General features: G+C 34.5%; 18 protein-coding genes. All 18 read right to left on the reverse strand.

Annotated features, from left to right (window positions below; translation table 11 throughout):
* Positions 1-192 precede the first annotated feature (192 nt).
* Positions 193-384, reverse strand: a complete 192-nt coding sequence (locus AB1284_RS13960) for a hypothetical protein (protein ID WP_429761856.1) — start codon at positions 382-384, stop codon at positions 193-195.
* 169 nt (positions 385-553) lie between these two features.
* Entirely contained in the window at positions 554-1,129 is a 576-nt protein-coding gene (locus AB1284_RS13965) for a DinB family protein (protein WP_429754253.1), read from the reverse strand.
* A gap of 504 nt (positions 1,130-1,633) precedes the next feature.
* A complete protein-coding gene (locus AB1284_RS13970; protein ID WP_429754252.1) occupies positions 1,634-2,887 on the reverse strand; it encodes an ATP-binding protein in 1,254 nt (417 codons plus the stop codon).
* Between the two features lie 439 nt (positions 2,888-3,326).
* Positions 3,327-3,899 (reverse strand): hypothetical protein, encoded by a 573-nt coding sequence (locus tag AB1284_RS13975; RefSeq protein ID WP_429754251.1) that lies wholly within the window; start codon positions 3,897-3,899, stop codon positions 3,327-3,329.
* Between the two features lie 331 nt (positions 3,900-4,230).
* Positions 4,231-4,827, reverse strand: a complete 597-nt coding sequence (locus tag AB1284_RS13980; protein ID WP_429754250.1) for a hypothetical protein — start codon at positions 4,825-4,827, stop codon at positions 4,231-4,233.
* A 347-nt stretch (positions 4,828-5,174) separates the two neighbouring features.
* Positions 5,175-5,438 carry a hypothetical protein gene (locus AB1284_RS13985; protein WP_429754249.1) on the reverse strand — a complete coding sequence of 88 codons (264 nt, stop codon included), beginning with the start codon at positions 5,436-5,438 and terminating at the stop codon, positions 5,175-5,177.
* A gap of 447 nt (positions 5,439-5,885) precedes the next feature.
* On the reverse strand, positions 5,886-7,088 hold the full coding sequence (locus AB1284_RS13990; RefSeq protein ID WP_377884016.1) for an L-lactate MFS transporter: 1,203 nt from the start codon (positions 7,086-7,088) through the stop codon (positions 5,886-5,888).
* 137 nt (positions 7,089-7,225) lie between these two features.
* Positions 7,226-7,966, reverse strand: a complete 741-nt coding sequence (locus AB1284_RS13995) for a LytR/AlgR family response regulator transcription factor (protein ID WP_429754449.1) — start codon at positions 7,964-7,966, stop codon at positions 7,226-7,228.
* A complete protein-coding gene (locus AB1284_RS14000; RefSeq protein WP_429754248.1) occupies positions 7,941-9,710 on the reverse strand; it encodes a LytS/YhcK type 5TM receptor domain-containing protein in 1,770 nt (589 codons plus the stop codon). The genes AB1284_RS13995 and AB1284_RS14000 overlap by 26 nt, the downstream gene beginning before the upstream one ends.
* Before the next feature lie 523 nt (positions 9,711-10,233).
* Positions 10,234-10,611, reverse strand: a complete 378-nt coding sequence (locus AB1284_RS14005; RefSeq protein WP_429754247.1) for an enoyl-CoA hydratase — start codon at positions 10,609-10,611, stop codon at positions 10,234-10,236.
* Positions 10,612-10,686: 75 nt separating this feature from the next.
* Complete coding sequence (locus tag AB1284_RS14010) at positions 10,687-11,127, reverse strand: YaiI/YqxD family protein (protein WP_429754246.1); 441 nt, start codon at positions 11,125-11,127, stop codon at positions 10,687-10,689.
* Positions 11,128-11,498: 371 nt separating this feature from the next.
* A complete protein-coding gene (gene mutL / locus AB1284_RS14015; RefSeq protein ID WP_429754245.1) occupies positions 11,499-13,418 on the reverse strand; it encodes a DNA mismatch repair endonuclease MutL in 1,920 nt (639 codons plus the stop codon).
* An 8-nt stretch (positions 13,419-13,426) separates the two neighbouring features.
* Positions 13,427-16,096, reverse strand: a complete 2,670-nt coding sequence (mutS, locus tag AB1284_RS14020; protein ID WP_429754244.1) for a DNA mismatch repair protein MutS — start codon at positions 16,094-16,096, stop codon at positions 13,427-13,429.
* 128 nt (positions 16,097-16,224) lie between these two features.
* Complete coding sequence (gene cotE, locus AB1284_RS14025) at positions 16,225-16,791, reverse strand: outer spore coat protein CotE (RefSeq protein ID WP_429754243.1); 567 nt, start codon at positions 16,789-16,791, stop codon at positions 16,225-16,227.
* Positions 16,792-16,976: 185 nt separating this feature from the next.
* Positions 16,977-17,408, reverse strand: a complete 432-nt coding sequence (locus tag AB1284_RS14030) for a RicAFT regulatory complex protein RicA family protein (RefSeq protein ID WP_377884002.1) — start codon at positions 17,406-17,408, stop codon at positions 16,977-16,979.
* A 3-nt stretch (positions 17,409-17,411) separates the two neighbouring features.
* Entirely contained in the window at positions 17,412-18,941 is a 1,530-nt protein-coding gene (miaB, locus tag AB1284_RS14035; protein WP_429754242.1) for a tRNA (N6-isopentenyl adenosine(37)-C2)-methylthiotransferase MiaB, read from the reverse strand.
* A gap of 330 nt (positions 18,942-19,271) precedes the next feature.
* A complete protein-coding gene (locus tag AB1284_RS14040) occupies positions 19,272-20,138 on the reverse strand; it encodes a 2-oxoacid:ferredoxin oxidoreductase subunit beta (RefSeq protein WP_429754241.1) in 867 nt (288 codons plus the stop codon).
* Entirely contained in the window at positions 20,125-21,882 is a 1,758-nt protein-coding gene (locus AB1284_RS14045) for a 2-oxoacid:acceptor oxidoreductase subunit alpha (RefSeq protein WP_429754240.1), read from the reverse strand. The genes AB1284_RS14040 and AB1284_RS14045 overlap by 14 nt, the downstream gene beginning before the upstream one ends.
* Between the last annotated feature and the right edge of the window lie 71 nt (positions 21,883-21,953).

The following is a 21,953-nucleotide window of genomic DNA, read 5'->3' on the forward strand; positions in this document are numbered from 1 at the left end:
ATCATCCTTAAAAATAGGCATATATGTAGCTTCCAACCAAATTCGATTTCCTGCTGCATCCATACGTTCAATTTTATCTTGATAACTTTTTCCGTTTAACAAATCATCCCAAATTTCTTCGTAACTAGGACTGTTAGTAAACTCAGGGAAGCGAAATTATTTATGCAATTTTCCAACTATTTTAGTTGGAAATTATCCCATCGTTCTTGCAAAAAGATCGTTAACATAAGCAACTCGACGATTAACGTTAAAGCGAATAATCGCAAGATTTCGCTCCATCGCTTTCATAACTAAGCGATCTAATGCCTCATCAGTGGATAAATCCTGTCTATCATTTATATCATTCATAATATAACCCCTTTCTCTTTTAGCCATAAGCCACATTACGAAAAGCCCCCATATAATCGTTATATCAAAAAAATATAATAATGTCTACAAATCCCCCATGCCAATCAATTTAAGAATTCAACTAAAATGTATTTCTGTCTCTTTGTTCTACAGCAAGATAAACTATAACCTTTTCCCTTTCAAATATTAGTAATAAAAATATCTCCTATCTTGCACCTTCAGCAGCAAACTCTTTCATTATGTCACTATAATAACTTTCAATAATTCCATAATGATGCTCTTCATGTATCGCTAAAAGTTGAATAGCCTGAATTAAGTTAGGATAGTTGGCCATTGGATCAAAAAAAACAATATGCCCAGCAATGTCTTCTTCAATATTTATAACTAACTCTCTCAATTTATCCGTTTCATTTAACAGCAATCTCTTTAACTCTTCTTTATCCATAGTATGAATCACTTTTTTCGGTGGCACTAAAATGAAAGGCGCTTTCATCCCTCTTCCATGCTTTTCTTTATATTCTGCATAAATATCATGTATTTGATTAGCAAATGCTTTCTTTCTTCTCATTTTTGCATACGGAATAAGAACAAAAGAAAATTTTGTTGCAACTTTAACCATTCTTAAAATTAAATATAGATGATAAATATGCTCACCAATAGACCATTTTCCTTCTTTTTGATCCCATAGTTTATCATTTGAAATAAATTGTACTTTTTGAAAAAAACAATGCCGTTGCTGTCTTAATGTTTGGAAATAGTGTGTCATACTTTCAGATTTCATCTATTAACTCCCCCACTTTATTTCATAAAAATTACTCTAATGAAATCTATCTAAAAAGTAATTTTCTTATTTTTTCATTATTTTCATCAATGAAAAGTACATATGCAACATCTACTCTTTTCATATACACTTATACCAATAACCGATACTACTTATTCAACAATCCGGTCCGTTTGTTGAATAAGTATCTTCATAATCTCATGAATATTTTAACATAAATTTCCTAATTACCCTTATCTTTTCTTCTTAATATCTAAATTAATACCCTAAATTACATATTAAATGTAGATATGACAACAGAAATCGTTAACTTATTAACAGCACTACTATTTCGAATGCTATTTTAATAGTTGAAATGCAATACACCCTTATAAAAATATAAAAATCGAGTATAAAATCTATGCGATTTCACACTCGATTTTCTATGCTATTTAGATTGTTTCTCTACTCTACGCTATAAAACAAAAATACTAATTGGTAACATTTCATCAACTTACTTTTGTATTAGCAAGGTATAATGATAGAAAAATGTGTTCCCTTTCCTTTTTTACTCTTTATTTCTATATCTCCGTTTAATTCTTTAATGATGCTATAAGCGATCATAGTGCCAAGTCCTGTTCCTTTTTCTTTAGTTGAATAAAATGACATTGCAATTCTTTTCATTTCTTGAGAAGACATTCCTATTCCTGAATCAATAATATCAATTACAATATTATTTTTTATTTTTTGTATATTAATTTGTAATACTCCACCATTTTGCATAGCTTCAATTCCGTTTTGTACAATGTTGATTAAACATTGTTTTAGCTTTTCTGGATCAGAATTTATATATAGGGAATTTTCAATGTTACTTTTTATTTCAACATTGTGTGAAAGTGCAAATGGTAAAATTATATTTTTTACTTGATGAAAAAGCTGCTTAATATGTATTGATTCGTTAACTATGTTTTGCGGCTTTGTTAAAGATAAATAATTATTAATAATAAATTGTACTTTTTCCAGTTCAACTAACATAATTTCCGAGTAATTATTCTGAGATGCTTTTGTGAGTTCATTTTTATGAAATAATTGAGTGAATCCATATACAGTAGTGATTGGATTATAGATTTCATGTGCAATAGATGCGGCCAAGTCGCTAATTAGACAAAATTTCTCTGCTCTTTGAATTTTTTCTTTCATCTTAAACTTTTCTATCATTCCTTCTACTAAATAAATAGATAATAATCCTGTGAAAATATTAATTATTATATAATTAGCTAATAATTTAATAAAACCAACTTCTATTTTACCAATTATTTCAATCTGATTTATTACAGCAAAAACTGAAAGAAAACTGGTACAAATTAAAATACGTAGTATGTTGAATACTATTTTTTTTCTTTCGAAATGAATGAGGAAAAACTTATGAAATATTGTAATAGTAATTATAATAATACCGTATATAACAACTGATGAAAAAAAACCAGTTCCACCTAAGTAAAATCTATATAAAAAATATACAATACTGATAAAAATTAGACTTCCTGTGTTTCCATATAGTACAACTAAAAGAATAGGAATAAAGCGCAGATCATAAATATACCCAGCGTGAAAATGAATCGGGAAGGTCATACAAAGAATAATTGCAATGGATGAAAGAAAAGAAATTAATATATTGTTACATGCTTTTTTTTCAGTTTTGTCTAACCAAAACACTTGATAACCAAGGATACAAATTATAATAATGAATGTATTTAATAGTAGTGTAGAGATCCACATCTTTTATCCCTCCCTAATTATTTGTAAAAAAATGAAAGAAAAGGTAAAAAAGCACTTTTCCAAGTGCTTTTTTACTGCTTATTTAGAGTTGATGGCAAAAAAACATTCTTTAAAGGGAAATACAAGAAGAAAGTAAATAACAATAACGACTCACGATTACTAAATTTATAATATTCCGTTAATTTTTAAGGTATATCACCACCTTCTGTGTGATTGCTTTTATACTAACATGAAAATCGTCATGTTACAACAAAAAAATCAGAAAATTCCATCTTTTTAGTCGTTTTTTGTATAAAATTGTAGAAAGTTTCGTTTTCTATATTTTTATATAAACTATTGATAGCATTAATTATGTAAATGAAAAGTCCCTTTAGATTTCTAAAAGGACCTTTCTAGATTATTACAATTCTTGTTCGTTTAAAAAGATTTCTACCCAAATTTAAGACAACACCTGACACAACCTATTTATGAACATTCTACAAAGCTCTGCGAAGATCCAACAGTAAAGAAAACTTAATATACATATGAATCCAATAACCTTTAGATCCATAGTTGTATCAACCGTAGGACCTAAAACTGGAAAACGGAATACGTACAGATTTATCATAATCCCCACAAGTAAACATGCTGCTGAAAAAGAAACAACTGCAATTCTCCTCTTCAATTGTAAAAAAGCTACACTCAGCGCTACTCCTAATAAACCTGTTGTAAAGGGAAAGATAATAAGTTCACTCGGCTGGATAATAAATAAGAGGAAAATCGTAAGGATATAAGAAAGGATTCCTTGACGAATTGAAAAGTAAGTGACTAAAAAAATGGGTAATGTTGCTAAACAACTAATCAGAAACCCTACCCCTGGCATAATACCCCCTGCTGATTGAAACATGGCAGCAAATGTACTCAATAAGGCTGTGATTACCAACTGGGTTGCAAGTGCCATCTTTCTTACATGAAGAGAATTTGAACCTGTCTCTATTATCGGTTTACACCAATAACGAACAAACCGTTTCATGGAAACCCCTCCTCAAAATCTCCCATTTGCCACTTCCTATAATATTCACTGCCTTATGTTTTATGCAGTATTACCTACTAGTCATACTTTTCAATCACTTGGAATGAAGACTACTCTTCTATGAATAATTAAAAATAGAAGCTTTTCTAAGGGGGGATACGATTAAAAGAATTATTAAACTAGAAGATATTTTAGTCCCACCAGGATATAAAATCGAAGCGTTTGCTGAAAAGCTTACAACTCCTATTAATTTAACGTTCACAGATTAATGAAGATAAACATCAATCTCTTAGGTTTAAAATCATTTATTAATCAAGGTGATAATCACTCACTAGTTTCTTATATTACTTGAAGGCTTCTTTCCATCACTAATTGCTTGAATTGAATCAATTTTTACATTGATTCTATTTGGTGATTCTATAATGTTACCAGTCGAATTACTATTCACTGTAACATTTTGCCCACTAATCGTAACTAGATCTTTGCCGATATGCATTATAAAACCTTTAATATGGATTTGATTTAAAAATAATGTGATACGTAAATGGACTAACTGGTAATCATATAAAAGTTCTCTAATTTCATTTGTTATTTCTTTCATATCACTAGACAAACTTTTTGGATAATGAGAAGATTCTTCAGTTAATAGCAACTGTGAATGATCTTTTGTCAATATAAATCTTCGGGATTCTAATGAATCACCAAAAAGCTTTGGTAATTTTAATAAAACATTAGAAGCTTTTGGGGATTCTAATGAGTCACCAAAAGGTTTTGGTGGTTTTGATAATTCATTGGGTGATTTTTGAAATTCTGATGAATCATCAAAAGATGTTTGAGGTTCCAATGAAACAATAAGAGGAATAGGGTTTATGTCAAACAATCTAAATCTAGGTTTACTATTTTCTTGATTTGAGCATAACAGACACACTTAAACACCCCCTATAATGAAAAGGTTGTATTATATAATAAACACAAGCTGTGAAAAGGTGACAATAAAAGCATAAAAAAACACCTAAAAATTGTGTACCATATTTATTACATGTAATAAATATGGTACACAATTTTTAGCTTGATTCATATATAATTTTATATTTTCTATTTAAATCAAGGTTTTATACTGTATTCATGTAAAGTTAAACTTCCATCAGCGGGGGTCTTACTGCCCATTAATATGGGATAAAATTTATGCTTTTTTATTTTGCATTTTCCTTAAACCACAAAAAAATGCACTGGGCGTTTAATAACCCCAGTGCATTTTTTGACGTTTATTTGCTATTATGCTCCTCGATCATCACTAACTGATAGAATGTCGCTAATTTTCACGCTAATTTGGTTTGGATTTTCAAGAGTTATACCAGAATCATTACTTTCTACTTCAACACCCTCTCCATTACCACGACGAAGAGTAACAAAGTTTTTTTCAATTCGAGTAATAAAACCTTCTACATGGAACGATGGTAAAAATAGTACCACCCTTGCTCCTACTAATTGAAATGCCCGTAACAATTCACGGATTTCATCTTCATGACGCTCTCCCATTTACAACTTCCTTTCTTTTATAAATTTAAAAAGTAGTGAAAAAGTCTTTGTAACTCAATTTATCACTACTCTTTACGATAGAATATGTTTAGGATTTAAAAATGGTAATGGACAATTTGGCAATTCGTTCTAGCACTATCGAATTTTATTGAAATCAGGTAATGAGCCATTGAGGGAGCAATCGTGCCGTAAAGCACAAAATAACTTACGGAAAATATAATAATATAGGTAATTTCATATAATTAAAGTAATCATTTTAATAGGTACACTTTACACTTCCTAACAAAAATACTTCTCCTATCCTATATAAAAATTCATTAATATATTAAATAAAAAAACAGATAGTTGCTTTTCAGCAATTATCTGTTTTTAATAGAACATTATTTAAATCATATTTTTGGAGTTACTTTACGTTTACTTTTAGAATGTAATAAAAATTTAAAATGCTCACGCTACGCTGCGATAATTTTCTTGTTTTTCTTTTTGCTGACTAGGTGGTCGAATTAAAATAGCGATAATAAATGACACGACACACAATGCGCCAATCACCATAAAAGTTGGTTTAAATCCACCTAGAAGTGCACCGATAAAGGAACCTGCGAGTGCTCCAAAACCAAAGCCTTGATACACGATTCCGTAGTTTTTACTATGATTTTTTAGACCGAAGAAATCACCAACAATGGCTGGGAAAATCGTGATATTTCCACCAAAACAAAAAGCAACGCTTGCTACACAAGCGAAATAAATGCCATAATTTAAGTTCATAAAACTAAGAACAAAGACAGACATAGCTATAACGACAAACGTTGCGGTAACAATTTTCAAACGGCCGATTTTATCTGACAACGGTCCTAAAATGATTCGGCCAAGCGTATTAAAAATCGCAACCATAGCGACCGCATTAGCTGCTGTTGCTGCGCTGAGTCCTACGAGTTGAACACCGATATCTTTTACCATCCCAATTAAGTATAAGCCACTCATACATGATGTAAATAACATAATAAATAACAGATAAACTTCTTTTGTGCCTAGCATTTCTCTTGTTGTAAAGTCATGACTTTTTGTTTCATGAACTGTATCTTCTTCAGCGGCTTTATGGATTAAACAAGCGCCTATCACTACCATAACCGCGACAATTAAGCCCCAATATAAAAACGCTTGTGATACACCAACTGAAGCAATGAACTTTGCGTTAATGTATTTAAAAATTAGGCTACCCGTTCCATATGCGGAGACAGAAATACCAGAAATTAAACCTTTACGCTCTGGAAACCACTTTATTAAATTGGATAGTGAAGTAATATAGGCTGTACCATCTGCGTAACCTACAACAACTCCTGCTAGTACATAGAGCATTGGTAATGAGGACACTTGCGAACTAAGCATCAAGCCAATTCCTAAGGCTAACCCGGCTATCATAATGAGTTTACGAAGTCCCAATTTCTCTTGTAATTTACCCGCAAACAAAGTTGAAAATGCTAAAGAAAAGCTAGTAATTGAGAAAGTTATCGCAACAGCGTTAAGACTCCAGCCATATTTACTCACTAAAGGTTGATTGAATAAGCTCCATGTATATATCGTTCCAAGTCCCATTTGGACAATGACTGTACCGAGGACAACAAGCCATGGATTAATAGATGAACGTTTCATACTATCCTTCCACCTCTTTCGATTTGATAGCTTTATTGTATAGGATGTAAATGATTGCATAAGCACTTACAACACAGAGCGTCAAATATATGAAATCAGTTACAGAAAAAGAAGGATGAAATGCAAAAAGCTGCTTGTTAAATACGAAGCAGCTTCTTTAATTCTTTTGCATAAGTACGGCTTACAGGCACTTTTGAATCCTCTTTCATAATTAAATTATACGTAGAGTTAAACCACGGCTGGATTTCAGAAATATGATTTACATTTACGATAAAACTGCGATGTACACGCATAAAATTCATTTGTGGCAATTTCTTTTCTAATATAGCAAGCGTATCGTACGTCACATACGTATCACAAATCGTTTTCACAATTACTTTTCCGTCTAACAATCCAGCATATACGATATCTTCTATATTCACTAATACAATCGATTCATCAATCGGCAGCGCTAATTTTTCCATTCTGCTAGATACATCCGGCACATGTACTTCTTGTTTCTCCGCCATTTCATGCTGTTTTCGTTTTTTAAATTTCTTAATCGTTTGGACAATGCGCTCTTCGTCAAACGGCTTTAAAATATAATCTAAAGCATCTACTTCAAATGCCTGAATGGCATATTGATCATAGGCCGTTGCAAATACAATAGCAGGTGGCTTTTTCATCTTCTTTAGTATATTAGCAATTTCAAATCCATTATCATCCGACAACTGAATATCTAAAAAAACAAGATCCGGTTTACTTTCCATCAACTTCTCTAACGCTTCTTCTACGCTGTCTGCCTCATCGATTATATCGACCTCTTTCGTTCGATATAATAAATATTTTAATTCGTCCCGCGCCAACATTTCATCATCGACTACTAATATTTTCAATATCGCTGCCTCCTTTTCTTTGAATTGGAATCGTGAAGGAAACCTCCGTCCCTGTTTCCAGTTCACTGACAATATAAAGCGTTGTACCTTTTCCAAACAACCCCATTAACCGTTCATTAATATTATATAATGCTGTTCCCGTCCCTTTTTTTGACGATACAATTGCTTTTCCTAACCGCTCTAATCGCTCCGGCTCAATTCCTTGACCGTTATCTTTTACTTTGAAATGCACGCTGTTTTTCTTGGCATAAACATGAATTTCAACTTGGCATAGAGGCTGTTTTTTAGGAAATGCATGACGAAGAGCATTTTCTACTAATAATTGCAGCACAAACGGTGGCAGCAGAATAGTATGTAGTTTGTCTTCAATATACATTTTCACTTCATATTTATTCGGAAATCTTGCTTGTTCTAACGACAAATACGCATGCACATGATTTAATTCTTGTTCTAATGGAATGAGAAGCTGCCTTGCACCTTGTAAATTGCAGCGAAAATACACGCTTAGCTGTAACAATAATTTCCTTGCTTTCTCTACATCTGTACGACATAAAGCAGAGACTGTATTAATCGCATTAAAGAGAAAATGAGGGTTAATTTGTGCTTGCAGCGCTTTTATTTCCGCATCTTGCAATAATTTACTTTGCAGTTCTGCTTCTCCAAGTTCAAGCTGCGTTGAAAAGATTTTCGCTAATCCTTCTGCCAGCTCTTCCTCTACGGGACTTAATGAATTGGGATTTTTAAAATAAAGCTTTAACGTACCGATGGTCTTTCCACGAGATGTGAGTGGAATCACGATTGCCGCTTGTAATAAACACCCTTCATGCTGACAATTAATCCCTTCGCGCGACTTTGCTTTCATAATTTTCCCGGTCTTTAACACCTCTTTTGACAATTCAGTAATTAAGCTATGGGAAGGAATATGATGATCAGATCCTAATCCAACATGTGCTAATATTTTTTCTGTATCTGTTAAAGATACTGCATCTGTTCCTGTAAAGCGATGGATAATTTGTGCCACCTGCGTACATGATTCTTCCGTTAATCCTTGGCGAAAATACGGAAGCGTTTTATCAGCAATGCGCAATACTTTATGCGTTTGTAATGCCTTCGCATGTTCTTCTTGTCGTAAAATGGACTGAATCATTGACAATAGAATAAAACTTCCAAAACCATTTACGAGAATCATTGGGAGTGCAATTGTTTTCACAATGCTCCAGCCGTCATCAATTATGAAAAGAATCATAAGCATTTCCAGCGATACCATACAGATGCTAAGCACTGCAGAAAACTTTGGGGTTACAACGCGATTCCGTTTTTGATATAAATAGCCAATATAACCTGTCACAATCCCAGCTAAAATAGAAGAGATTGCACAGCTTACTGCAGTCGTTCCCCCTAGCACAAAACGATGAATACCAGCTATAAATCCTACTCCTATTCCAACAATTGGACCTCCAAGTAACCCGCTAATTCCAATTCCCATAATACGCGTATTCGCAATCGTACTAGAAGAAGAGACACCCTGTAGCCAGTTATCATTCATAATCGTATTACCAGAAATCTCAATCCCTGTGTAGTTGCTTACAATTGTAAATAATGAAAATATGCCAATTAACATAAAGCTACCTTTATAGCCATCTTGCTTATGTAGCAGCCAACGGAACGTCTTAATATGCGAAAGTAAATATCCTAAAATAACGATTAAACCAACGCGTTCAATCATCATCAATAATAAATCTCCCATTTTATGTCCATCCTTCATGTATTCACTTCATTTCATTCAATATATTACATCATTATGTCTATACCGTAAATGTTAATAAAACCCAAAAAATACCATAAAGATTGATTTTAGAGTTACCTTTTGTTTACTTCACTATTTTCGGCCTTTACAACTAAATGGTAACTTATATAAAAAAGTTCTTTACTAGCAAACCGCTTAATCATTACATTCTCGAATGAGTAAAGATCTTTTTTATCTCCTGCTGTATAGCAACCTCCATCATCAAATTTATGCTGATTTGGAATAAATTCTGATTAACGGTATGTTAAGGACGTTGATTTTATAATTTGTCGGTCCTGGCGTAAACGTAATAATAAAACAGTAAATCAAAAAAGATGTAATATTCATGAAACAAACTCTTTTCAAGTTTCTCTCATTGAATTATTACATCGATTGTTTAAGTTTCTATAGTACAAAATTGCACATCTATCTTATTTGATTTTTCAACCCTGTTAAAAGTTATACTACATATTTTTATAAATGATTAAAGAATTATGCCTGAGAAACTTCCTTTTAATACTTCTTTTTCAAGTTGATTCATACATGTAAACGCCGCAGTAATTTTTGTGCGATTTTTTTCATCCAGTTCAAATTGTTCAATAATTACGTCACAACGGATCGTATCACCACTAAAGACGGGGCGTAAGAATTCAAAATCCATCTTACGAGCCAATACATTATAATCACCGCCAACTTTCGTAGGGAGTGTTGATGTTAAAAGTCCTTGTACAACAAATCGTCCTTGTTCATCTGGTGTAACATGATGAATCCCCTGATCCTTAGATATCTTCGTAAATAAGACAACATCTTCTTTTGTAAACGTTCGCTCAAAGGTGATTTTTTCACCTACTTGCAATTCCATCCATACCCCTCCTCGTTAGTTTAATTTTTGTCACAATTTTTTTCTAGTTTTTCCTTAAAAATGAACGGTTCTTTTTTAATGTGAAATCGCTCTTTTAAAAAGCTCCTTAAAATTCTCCCTATCTTCTGATGTAAATGGTTTTGGCCCCTTTGTACGCTCTCCGCTTTTTCGAGCCATTGCACTCAAATAACGTGTTTGTAATAATTGGTCAATGTTTTCATTTGTATAGCTAGACCCATTATGGTGAAGTACTGCACACCCTTTTGCTAATCCTAGCGAAGCAAGACCATAATCTTGCGTAACGATTATATCTCCTTTTTCTGCTAACTTCATAATCCGATAATCCGCAGCATCTGCTCCAGAATCAACATAAATGGTTTCCACTCCTGATGGTTGTTCCGCATTAGAAAAATGAGAAAAACTAGCAACAAGGATAACAGGAATTTTAGCATTCGTACCTTCAGAGATAATGATATCTTTTACCGGACAAGCATCTGCATCAACATAAATTTTCATCTTAATCTCTCCCCGTAAATAAGTTTGAATTGATGATAATGGCAAATTTAGCCTTTGTCAAACGATAAAGATGGTTTACCTAAAATCATTAAAAAACAGTTGTTCTGTTAAAGGGCGCTTTAATTGAGCAAGGATAACAAAAATTATCAAACTTTTTTATAAAAGGATGATTCAATTGAATATAGAAAAAGCGTGTTTTGATCAATCTTTTTTTCAAAACACGCTTTTTCTATTTGCCTCTTTTATTAAGGTTTATTAGGTTAATTTAATTAAACTTTATTCCAAATCTACATTTAGCTTTCATAGGATTTTACTATATAGTAAAAAACTTTTTTATTCAGTAAACAATTTTTTTATCTTTTTATAACACCCTACATCACCCGCTTAAACATCTTCTCCAGTTCATACGTCGAATGGTGCACAAGTATAGGTCTACCGTGCGGACATGTATATGGATTTGTTGTTGTTCGCAATTCTTCTAGTAATGCAAAGATTTGATCATTCGTTAAATATTGATTCGCTTTAATTGATGCCTTACAGCTCATCATAATAGCTGCTTCTTCGCGCAGTTTTTTGATATCGACTTTTTTCAATTTCAATACTTGCTGCATCATTTCATCAATGATTTCCATCTCTTGTCCTTTTGGAAACCATGTTGGATGTGAGCGTACAATGAACGATTGATGGCCGAACTGTTCTAGGAATAATCCTACTTTTTTTAGCTCTTCTAGTTGTTCTTCTACTCGTAAAAATTCATTGAGTGATAAGTCAATTCTATATGGAACGAGCAATTCTTGTACCTCTGGTGCAACTTGTCCTACTTTATCACGAAAATATTCATAATTGATACGCTCCTGAGCGGCATGCTGGTCAATCATATATAACCCTTTATCATTTTGAGCAAAAATGTACGTACCGTGCATTTGTCCAATTGGATACAGGGGTGGTAAATCGTTTCCGTTCATTTCGATTTCTTGCATTTCTTCCAGTTCTTCTAACTCAAAGTCTTCCTTATTCTCTTCCCACTCATTCTCTTGTGGAAGTGGTTCTTCTACAACCGGCTTGGACGGTTGCCAATTATTTTCTTCTTTTACAAGAGATTGTGGCGGCTGCCATTCTTGTTTTGGTGGATTCCAAAGCAGCAGCTGTGACTTCGGTTTTTCCTCTGGCTCATCCATTCCACTTGGCAAAACGATATTTGGCATCAATGGTTCTTTCGTTTTTGTATGCTCAAACTGAAACTGCTCTTGGACACTTTCATCTTTTTCTTTTTTCTTTGTCGTAACACCGGCATCAGGAATGAGTTGAATTTTTTTAAATGCATCTTGTAATGCTTTTTCAATAAGTTGCAATAGTTCCTGTTCTTTACTAAAGCGAACCTCTAGTTTTGCCGGATGAACGTTCACATCAACTAACATTGGATCCATTTCAATTGATAAAAAGCCAATTGGATAGCGTCCAACCGGTAGCAATGTATGATAGCCTTGCTGCACAGCTTTCATTAAGACATAGTTTCGAACGTAACGACCATTTACAATCGTTGACATATAGTTACGAGATGCACGTGTTACTTCTGGTAACGTTACATAACCACGAATAGTAAAGTCTAGCGATTCTGCTTCAATTGGAATTAGTTTTTTCGCAACTTGAATGCTGTAAATTGCAGCAAGAACTTGTCTTACATCACCATTTCCTGATGTATGAAGTAATTTTTTCTCATTGTGAAACAAACGCAATGAGACTTCTGGATGTGACAATGCAATGCGATATACAATATCCGTAATGTTTCCAAGCTCTGTATGAATTGTTTTCATGTATTTTAAGCGTGCTGGTGTGTTAAAAAACAAGTTTTGAACCGTTATATCTGTTCCTTTACGGCTCGCTGTTTTTTCTTGTTTCAAAATCTCGCCACCTTTAATAACAAGGTGTGTTCCTGGTGCATCCCCTGTACTCGTGATTAACTCTAATTCACTAACAGATGCAATACTCGGCAATGCCTCACCGCGAAAACCAAGCGTCCGAATACGAAACAAATCATTTTCATCTTTAATTTTACTTGTTGCATGTCGTTCAAAGGCAACGATACAATCTTCTTCAGCAATGCCATCTCCATTATCGATGATGCGAATTTTCGATAATCCAGCTTCTTCTAAGTGGATTTCAATAGATGTACTATTCGCATCGATGGAATTTTCGACAAGTTCTTTTACAACCGAAGCAGGTCGTTCTACTACTTCCCCTGCCGCAATTAAGTTAGAAAGTTGATCATCGAGTTTGCGAATTTTCCCCATCTACTTACTCATCCTTTCTTCAACTTTTTCTGTAAACGGTACAGTTCATTTAACGCTTCTAACGGTGTCATATCAAGTAAGTCAATTTTTTTAATTTGTGTTAATACCGCTGTTTCTTTTGAATCAAGTACAGGTTTGTCTTCTTTTTTCACTTGTTGTTCCGCTGCAAAGAAGGATAGCTGCGATTCTTCTTCCACTTCTTCTTGCGGCAATACCTCTAGTTCTTCTTTCACGACTACAGGTTCTTGTACGATTTCTTCTGGAACTTTTACTTCCGTTCGTTTCGGAATCGTAATCTCCTCTTGTCCTTCAAGCTGTGCTAATACTTCTTTAGCACGAGCGATTAAGCTATCTGGCAGCTCTGCAAGTTGAGCAACGTGAATACCGTAGCTCTTATCTGCTGCTCCTTCTTGAATTTTATGCAAGAACACAACTTTGCCGTTTTCCTCAATTGCTGAAACATGTACATTTTTAAGCTGATCTAAACTTTCTTCTAACACTGTTAATTCATGATAATGTGTTGAAAATAACGTTTTTGCACCAATTTGATCATGAATATGCTCAATGATTGCTTGCGCTAATGCCATACCGTCATACGTAGATGTACCACGGCCAATTTCATCAAATAAAATTAAGCTTCTTTCTGATGCATTCGCAATCGCGTTTTTTGCTTCTAACATTTCGACCATAAACGTACTTTGGCCTGAAATTAAATCATCAGCTGCCCCAATTCTCGTAAAAATTTGGTCAAACACAGGAAGTACAGCTTCTGCTGCTGGTACAAAACAACCGATTTGCGACATAACAGTAATCAATGCTAATTGACGCATATACGTACTTTTACCAGACATATTTGGACCGGTAATTAAAAAAACATCCATATTTTCAGGCATTATACAGTCATTTGGAACATATAACTTGCCGTTTAATACTTTTTCCACAACTGGATGACGACCATCTTTAATAAAGATTTCTCGTTTACTTGTTAATGTTGGTTTTACAAATTGCTCTTCTTCACTTACAGTTGCAAAGCTTTGAAGTACATCTAGCTCACTAATAATTTTTGCTAATTGCTGCAATTTCGGAATAAACACTTTTACTTCTTCGCGAAGAGCCGTGAATAAATCATATTCTAACTGAACGATTTTTTCCTCTGCTTCTAAAATCAACGTTTCTTTTTCTTTTAACTCATCTGTAATAAACCGCTCTGCATTCGCAAGTGTTTGTTTCCGTTCATAACGTCCTTCTGGAAGTGCAGCAAGGTTTGCTCTCGTAACCTCAATATAGTAACCAAAAATACGGTTGTAACCAATCTTTAATGATTTAATTCCTGTTATGTCACGCTCACGTTTTTCAAGCTCTGCAATCCACGTTTTTCCGTTTTTACTTACATAGCGATATTGGTCTAATTTCTCGCTATAACCGTCTTTTATAATGTCACCATCTTTTATAGAAAGCGGTGGATTTTCTTGAATACTTCTCTCTAATAACACTGTTAAACTTTCACATGGATCGGCACCTTGAATTAAGTTTGCAGCATAGGAATTATCTAAAAGACTAACTGCCTCTAAAATAGCCGGAACTTGCAATAAGGAACGCTTTAATTGCAGTAAATCACGCGCATTGACACTACCATATGCAACTTTTCCTGCTAAACGTTCTAAATCATACACTTCTTTTAGCTTTTCTTTCAAATCTTCACGTAAGAAGTAGTCATTCACAAATGTTTCAACCATTTCTAAACGTTCTTCAATTTTTTCTTTTTGGATGAGCGGACGTTCCATCCACTGTTTTAGCATGCGTCCCCCCATCGCTGTTTTCGTCTTATCTAACAACCATAATAAGGAACCTGTTTTTTCTTTTGTTCGAATGGTTTCCGTTAACTCTAAGTTACGTTTAGAGTGAACATCAATCTTCATAAATTGATTTGTATAATAAATTTCAACCAGTTGCAGGTGATCTAGTGAACGTTTTTGTGTTCGTAAAACATAGCTAAATAAACGTCCAACTGCTGCAATTAATTTTGTTTGCGTTACATTTTGAACGAGGTGCATAAGACTCTCTGGAACTTTCGTTTCTTCCTCATATGAAACTGTCATTTTCAATGTTGCTAACATCTTGTCCAATTCTTCCTTAGAGAACGTGGAAGATACGACAATTTCTTTCGCACCTGTTGCGTATACTTCTAGTAATACATCTTCAAGTGTTCCGGTTAACAATGTTACTGTATTTTGACCTGTCGTTAAGTCATTACAAGCCAATGCATATGAACCATCTTCAAAATGTGCTAGTGCTGCAAGAAAATTATTTTCCTTTTCATCTATTGTACGACCTTCCATCATCGTTCCTGGTGTAATTAACTGAACAACTTCGCGGCGCACAACACCTTTTGCTGTTTTTGGGTCTTCAACTTGTTCACAAATTGCTACTTTATATCCTTTTTCAATCAATTGTTCAATGTAGTTTTTCGCAGCGTGATACGGTACACCGCACATCGGAATCCGTTCGCTCCCGCCCCCATCGCGACTCGTTAATGTAATTTCAAGTTCATGTGCTGCTTTTACAGCATCCTCGAAGAACATTTCATAAAAATCGCCTAATCGAAAAAATAAAAAGGCATCTTGATAATCTGCCTTGATCTTTAAATATTGCTGCATCATCGGCGTGTACTGTGCCATTTTGATCCTCCATACGTCTTTCTTTTTCACTTTAAAAATATATTATAACACAATTATACACGAATGATTTTGAACCATCATCTGAAACACATAGAAAAAGCTAGGAAGAGGTTCTCCCTAGCTTCAACTCATTCTTCTTCCGCTTCTACGATAAAGTTCGGATCAAGTTCTTCAAACTCTTCATCATTCACTTCAATTTCATCTTCAACTTCAGCTTCAAATTGATCATCATCTTCTTGACAGCCCTCTGGATTCACACTCACACAAATTTTTGTTTCGCCCACGACTTCGGTTACAAATTCCCGTTCCACAGTGACAGCCATTTTATTTCCATTTGGTGAAATAACAGCTTCTAAACAATTTGGATGTTGTATGACACGTGCAATAATTTCTTGATCTTCCCCAGAAAAATTCTTATCACGATAGCCGATGTTCACATCATCTGTGTAATGTACGCGTTCTGTCACAACTTCTGTTTTCGTATTTTCTTCATACGAATACCATGTGTTAATATCGTAGAATCCTTCGATTTCTACATACTTCCCATTTTTCCTTGCTTCATATGCGTGGTTAATAACCCAGCACCCCAAAATACTTGTCGGGGGATGATTCGGTGCAACAGTGTGAGTTTCTTTCATATACTTACGGCCTTTGCCCACAACTGCTTTCGTAATAATCTCTCTAAATTCAGGCATACGAACCCCTCCTCAATGAATGTTCAATTCATTATATGCGGGACAAATGCGGAATGTGTTATTCTTTTTTTAAAATGACCTGTCCTGCTCATTATGTAACATGAAGCTTCTATTTTCCAGAAGAATACAATACATGATTACCTGCTAAAATGAAACAAAAAGAGATGTCGAATCCGACATCTCTTTTAACAGCCACACGTGCCTTTTTTATTCGCTACTTCAGCACCTGTTTCTCCTTTTAACACATCTCCACCAGTTGAAATTAAAATTTCATCTGTGACTGTGTTTGAAATTGTACTTGCAACAAGCTGCAATAAATCATTTACATATGTTTGAGAAGATTTGAACTGCTGTACAACTGGAATTTCATCCAGTTTATCTTGCAACGCATCAATTTCTGATTCTACTTTTTTTAGCGCTTCCCATTTCCCATAATGTTGTAGATTCACTGCTTGTTTTTGCAAAGCTTTAATTTCATCAATCGTACGCTTTACATTCTCATTTTTATGAATTTGCGCTTCTGCACGTTTAAAGAAATCTACTTCTTCTGTTTCAGAAATCATTTTTGCTAATTCTTTCGCTTGCTCTACAATTTCATCTTTTGTAAAGATTTTCATCTATTATTTCACCTCGATCGGCTCCTCAACCAATTCCCCGTTTAGAGACCAAGTTTTTGCTTCTGTTATTTTCACTTTTACAAGCTGACCGATTACAGATTTTGGAGCTACGAAGTTTACAAGCTTATTGGCACGTGTATAACCTGCAAGTACTTCAGGATTATTTTTACTTTCTCCATCAACAAGCACTTCAACAATTTGTCCTTCATACGTTTTATTCTTCTTCGCAGAAAATTCATTTACTAACGCATTTAAACGTTGCAAGCGTTCCTTTTTCACTTCCATCGGTACATTATCTACCATTTTTGCAGCTGGTGTACCTTCACGTGGTGAATAAATAAATGTATATGCGCTATCGAAACCTACTTCGCGATATAACGACATCGTTTCTTCAAATTGTTCATCTGTTTCATTTGGGAAACCGACAATAATATCAGTCGTTAATACTACATTTGGAATCGCTTCTTTAATTTTACGTACAAGTTCTAAATAATGCTCACGTGAATATTTACGTGCCATAATTTTCAACATATCCGTACTTCCAGATTGCACTGGTAAGTGAATGTGTTCAACTAAATTGCCGCCTTTTCCAAGTACTTCGATTAAATGGTCATCAAAGTCACGCGGATGACTTGTTGTAAAACGAATACGTGCTACGTCAATCTTACGAAGTTCATCCATAAGATTTCCTAAACCATATTCCATACCTTCAAAGTCTTTTCCGTATGCATTTACGTTTTGACCTAGTAGCGTAATTTCTTTATAACCATTTGCCGCTAAATGACGTACTTCTTTAATAATATCTTCAGGACGGCGGCTTCGCTCTTTACCACGAGTATACGGTACAATACAGTACGTGCAGAATTTGTCGCATCCGTACATAATGTTTACCCACGCTTTAATATCCCCGCGGCGTACTTTTGGAAGATTCTCAATGACATCTCCTTCTTTTGACCATACCTCAACAACTGTCGCTTTCGAGAACATAGCATCTTTTAAAATGTATGGTAAACGGTGAATGTTATGTGTACCAAATACCATATCTACATGCTGATGTTTTTGCATAATTTTGTTTACGACAGATTCCTCTTGTGACATACAACCGCATACACCAACTAAAAGATCAGGATTTCTTTGTTTTAAGGATTTTAAATGACCAAGTTCCCCGAATACTTTATTTTCAGCATTTTCACGAATAGCACATGTATTTAATAGAATCACATCTGCATCTTCTGTAGAGAATGTTGGTTCATATCCAAGAGCTGTAAAGATACCAGCCATTACTTCTGTGTCATGTTCATTCATTTGACATCCATAAGTACGGATATAAAACTTTCTTCCTGCACCAAAATTGCGAAACTCTTCTGGTAAGCCAAAATCACGTTCAATTTTAACTTCTTCTTTTCCGCGTTTTTTCGCATCCTTTAAAGAAGGTGGCTGATATACACTTTCAAAATATTTACTATAATCTTTTTCTGCTTTTTTAGTAGTTGAAGTTGCTTGTTGCCCTGCTAATCGTTGCTCTTCGTTCATGAATAATCTCCTTTCAACCTTACATATACACAGTTTTGATTTTTAGTTGTTGTTTATTTTGTCCTTATAAAAAAGCTTATCGCTTCATTCCTATACACATTATTATAGTATAAAGCGTTCAGTCAAATTAAACAATAGAGAGACCTTGCATTCATGAACGATTTTACTTGATACTAAAAGGAAGGGAAGAGCTCATATTTAATGTAACTCTTGTTTATTATTTTATCATTCTGAATTTTCTTAGTAAAGAAAGTATAACCCATCACGCAATCACTTTATCATAATTGTGCATTAGAAAAGGCTATCGAAATTTCGATAGCCTTTCATATATTACATAAACTCTGCTATAAGTTCATCAAACATTTTTTGGTCCATTTGCAAATCAGCATGAACTAATGGTTTTTCACTATATCCTTTTACAAGCTCTTGGTAAGAAGGCTGCTCTGTATTTTGATAAATTAAACCTGTTACTAAACCTTTGTTTTGCATTAATGTTTGCATAGCAACCATACGATTAGATGGATCATATCCTTCTACTTCGCTAAGTTTTGTTAAATTCTCTTTGAACCAATCATACGTATTTACCTTGTTGTATGTTACACATGGGCTAAATACGTTAATAAGTGAGAACCCTTTATGTTGAATACCAGCTTCAATTAGCTGTGTTAATTCTTTTAAATCACTAGAGAAACTTTGTGCCACAAACGTTGCCCCAGCAGTTAATGCCATTTCCATTACAGATAGCGCTGGCTCAATCGATCCTTGCGGCGTACTTTTCGTTTTAAAGCCCGCTTCACTACGTGGTGAAGTTTGCCCTTTCGTTAAACCGTAAATTTGGTTATCCATAACAATGTACGTAATATCAATATTACGACGAATAGAATGAATTGTATGTCCCATACCGATTGCAAAACCATCACCGTCACCACCAGATGCGATAACTGTTAAATCACGATTTGCCATTTTTACACCTTGTGCAATTGGAAGGGCACGTCCATGAATACTATGAACACCGTAAGAGTTAATATAACCAGAGATACGACCAGAGCAACCGATACCAGAAATAACCGCTAGTTCATCAGGATTTAAACCTACATTTGCAGCAGCACGCTGAATTGCTGCTTGTACTGAGAAGTCACCGCAACCTGGACACCAGTTTGGTTTTACACTATTCCGAAAGTCCTTAAATGTTGCCATTTAAAACAACCCCTTTTTTGCATTCGTTGTAAATTTCTTTTGGCAAGAATGGGTTTCCGTCATATTTCAACAGACTAGAAATTTTTTCACCATAGCCAAGATTCATCTTCATAATATTAGCAAGCTGTCCAGTTGCATTGTTTTCTACAACGACAACACGTTTTGCATCTTTCACAAGCGGCAGCATTTCAGCCGTTGGGAACGGATGAATTAAGCGAACATGAGCATGATTTACTTTTAATCCTTCTTGCTCTAAACGTTCCATCGCTTCTTCAATCGCACCACGAGTTGAGTTAAAGCCTACTAATAATACATCAGCGTCATCATATTTTGCATTTTTGTATACAGGGGTATTAAACTTGATATTCTCCATTTTACGGAAACGTTTGTCCATTTGTGCATTTCGGTTAAGTGCCGACTCAGATGGTTTACCTGTTTCATCGTGTTCTACTCCTGTTACATGGTGAATACCATTTTTCATACCAGGTACAACACGTTGTGAAATCCCATCTTCTGTTACTTCATAACGTTTGAAGTATGCTTTATTTTCACGCTCTGGCAACTCCGCCTGTAAATCAAGTTTACCGCGGCGAATTTCAACTTTTTCTAATTGAAGCGGTTCTACTGTTTGTTTACCTAAAGAAAGTTGTAAATCTGTTAAAAAGATTACAGGGACTTGATATTCTTCCGCTAAGTTAAATGCTTCTACAATATCATAGAACGCCTCTTCAGCAGTACTTGGTGCCATAACGATTTTCGGAATCTCACCATGCGTTCCGTAAATCATTGCCATTAAATCAGATTGTTCTTGTTTTGTTGGTAACCCTGTACTTGGTCCACCACGCTGTGTATCAACAATTACAAGAGGTGTTTCTGTAATCCCAGCTAATCCAATTGCTTCCATCATGAGTGATAAACCAGGACCTGCTGAAGCTGTTAATGTACGTACACCAGCATAGTTTGCACCAATTGCCATCGTACAAGCAGCAATTTCATCCTCAGTTTGAATAACAGTTCCTCCTACTTTTGGAAGCTTCTTAATTAAATATTCCATAATCTCAGAAGCAGGTGTAATTGGATAAGCAGACATAAAACGAGCACCGCCAGCTACTGCACCAAATGCGATTGCATCATTCCCAATCATAAACATACGTTTTTTTCCATCTGCTTTTTCAAGTTGCATCATATTTACTTTTTCACCGAGCAACTCTTTCATATATTGAGAGCCACGTTGAATTGCTTCCATGTTCTTCTGAACAACTTGCTCTCCTTTACGACCGAAAATTCCATCTACAACTTCTAAATACACTTTTTCATCTAGCCCTAATACCGCACTAGATGCTCCAACCGCAACCATGTTTTTCATTAAAGATGTACCTAGCTCAGAAGCGATATCCGTAAATGGAATTGCATATAAAAGTACATCCGTTCCTTCAGGAATGCTTGGATTGAATTTTGCATCTGCAACAACAATTCCACCAGGACGTAGTTCGTGGAAATTAAAATCAATAGTTTCTTGATCAAATGCAATTAAAATATCTAAATCATCTGATATCGCACGTACCTCTGTTGTACTTACGCGAATTTTATTGTTTGTATGCCCACCTTTAATTCGTGATGAAAAATGGCGATAACCATATAAATAATAACCTAGTCGGTTTAATGCAATACAGAAGATTTCTCCTGTACTTTCAATTCCTTCACCTTGTTGGCCCCCAACTTTCCATGAAAGTTGACTAATCATTTCCTACACCCCTTTAACTGCATACATTGTAGTGTATTTTTTTACAGTACTAGTTTAGCACTTTTTAAGAC

It is taken from the genome of Bacillus sp. S2(2024) (assembly GCF_050474045.1).
Classification (GTDB): domain Bacteria; phylum Bacillota; class Bacilli; order Bacillales; family Bacillaceae_G; genus Bacillus_A; species Bacillus_A yunxiaonensis.

What these genes read in the sequence shown, in the direction of transcription:
- AB1284_RS13965 (WP_429754253.1), bottom strand. Translation starts at nt 1,129, where the DNA reads ATGAAATCTGAAAGTATGACACACTATTTCCAAACATTAAGACAGCAA.
- mutS (WP_429754244.1), bottom strand. Translation starts at nt 16,096, where the DNA reads ATGGCACAGTACACGCCGATGATGCAGCAATATTTAAAGATCAAGGCA.
- AB1284_RS13960 (WP_429761856.1), bottom strand. Translation starts at nt 384, where the DNA reads ATGTGGCTTATGGCTAAAAGAGAAAGGGGTTATATTATGAATGATATA.
- AB1284_RS14040 (WP_429754241.1), bottom strand. Translation starts at nt 20,138, where the DNA reads ATGGCAACATTTAAGGACTTTCGGAATAGTGTAAAACCAAACTGGTGT.
- cotE (WP_429754243.1), bottom strand. Translation starts at nt 16,791, where the DNA reads ATGCCTGAATTTAGAGAGATTATTACGAAAGCAGTTGTGGGCAAAGGC.
- AB1284_RS13970 (WP_429754252.1), bottom strand. Translation starts at nt 2,887, where the DNA reads ATGTGGATCTCTACACTACTATTAAATACATTCATTATTATAATTTGT.
- AB1284_RS14045 (WP_429754240.1), bottom strand. Translation starts at nt 21,882, where the DNA reads ATGATTAGTCAACTTTCATGGAAAGTTGGGGGCCAACAAGGTGAAGGA.
- mutL (WP_429754245.1), bottom strand. Translation starts at nt 13,418, where the DNA reads ATGGGGAAAATTCGCAAACTCGATGATCAACTTTCTAACTTAATTGCG.
- AB1284_RS13975 (WP_429754251.1), bottom strand. Translation starts at nt 3,899, where the DNA reads ATGAAACGGTTTGTTCGTTATTGGTGTAAACCGATAATAGAGACAGGT.
- AB1284_RS13990 (WP_377884016.1), bottom strand. Translation starts at nt 7,088, where the DNA reads ATGAAACGTTCATCTATTAATCCATGGCTTGTTGTCCTCGGTACAGTC.
- AB1284_RS14030 (WP_377884002.1), bottom strand. Translation starts at nt 17,408, where the DNA reads ATGAAAATCTTTACAAAAGATGAAATTGTAGAGCAAGCGAAAGAATTA.
- AB1284_RS13985 (WP_429754249.1), bottom strand. Translation starts at nt 5,438, where the DNA reads ATGGGAGAGCGTCATGAAGATGAAATCCGTGAATTGTTACGGGCATTT.
- miaB (WP_429754242.1), bottom strand. Translation starts at nt 18,941, where the DNA reads ATGAACGAAGAGCAACGATTAGCAGGGCAACAAGCAACTTCAACTACT.
- AB1284_RS14010 (WP_429754246.1), bottom strand. Translation starts at nt 11,127, where the DNA reads ATGAAAATTTATGTTGATGCAGATGCTTGTCCGGTAAAAGATATCATT.
- AB1284_RS14000 (WP_429754248.1), bottom strand. Translation starts at nt 9,710, where the DNA reads ATGGGAGATTTATTATTGATGATGATTGAACGCGTTGGTTTAATCGTT.
- AB1284_RS14005 (WP_429754247.1), bottom strand. Translation starts at nt 10,611, where the DNA reads ATGGAATTGCAAGTAGGTGAAAAAATCACCTTTGAGCGAACGTTTACA.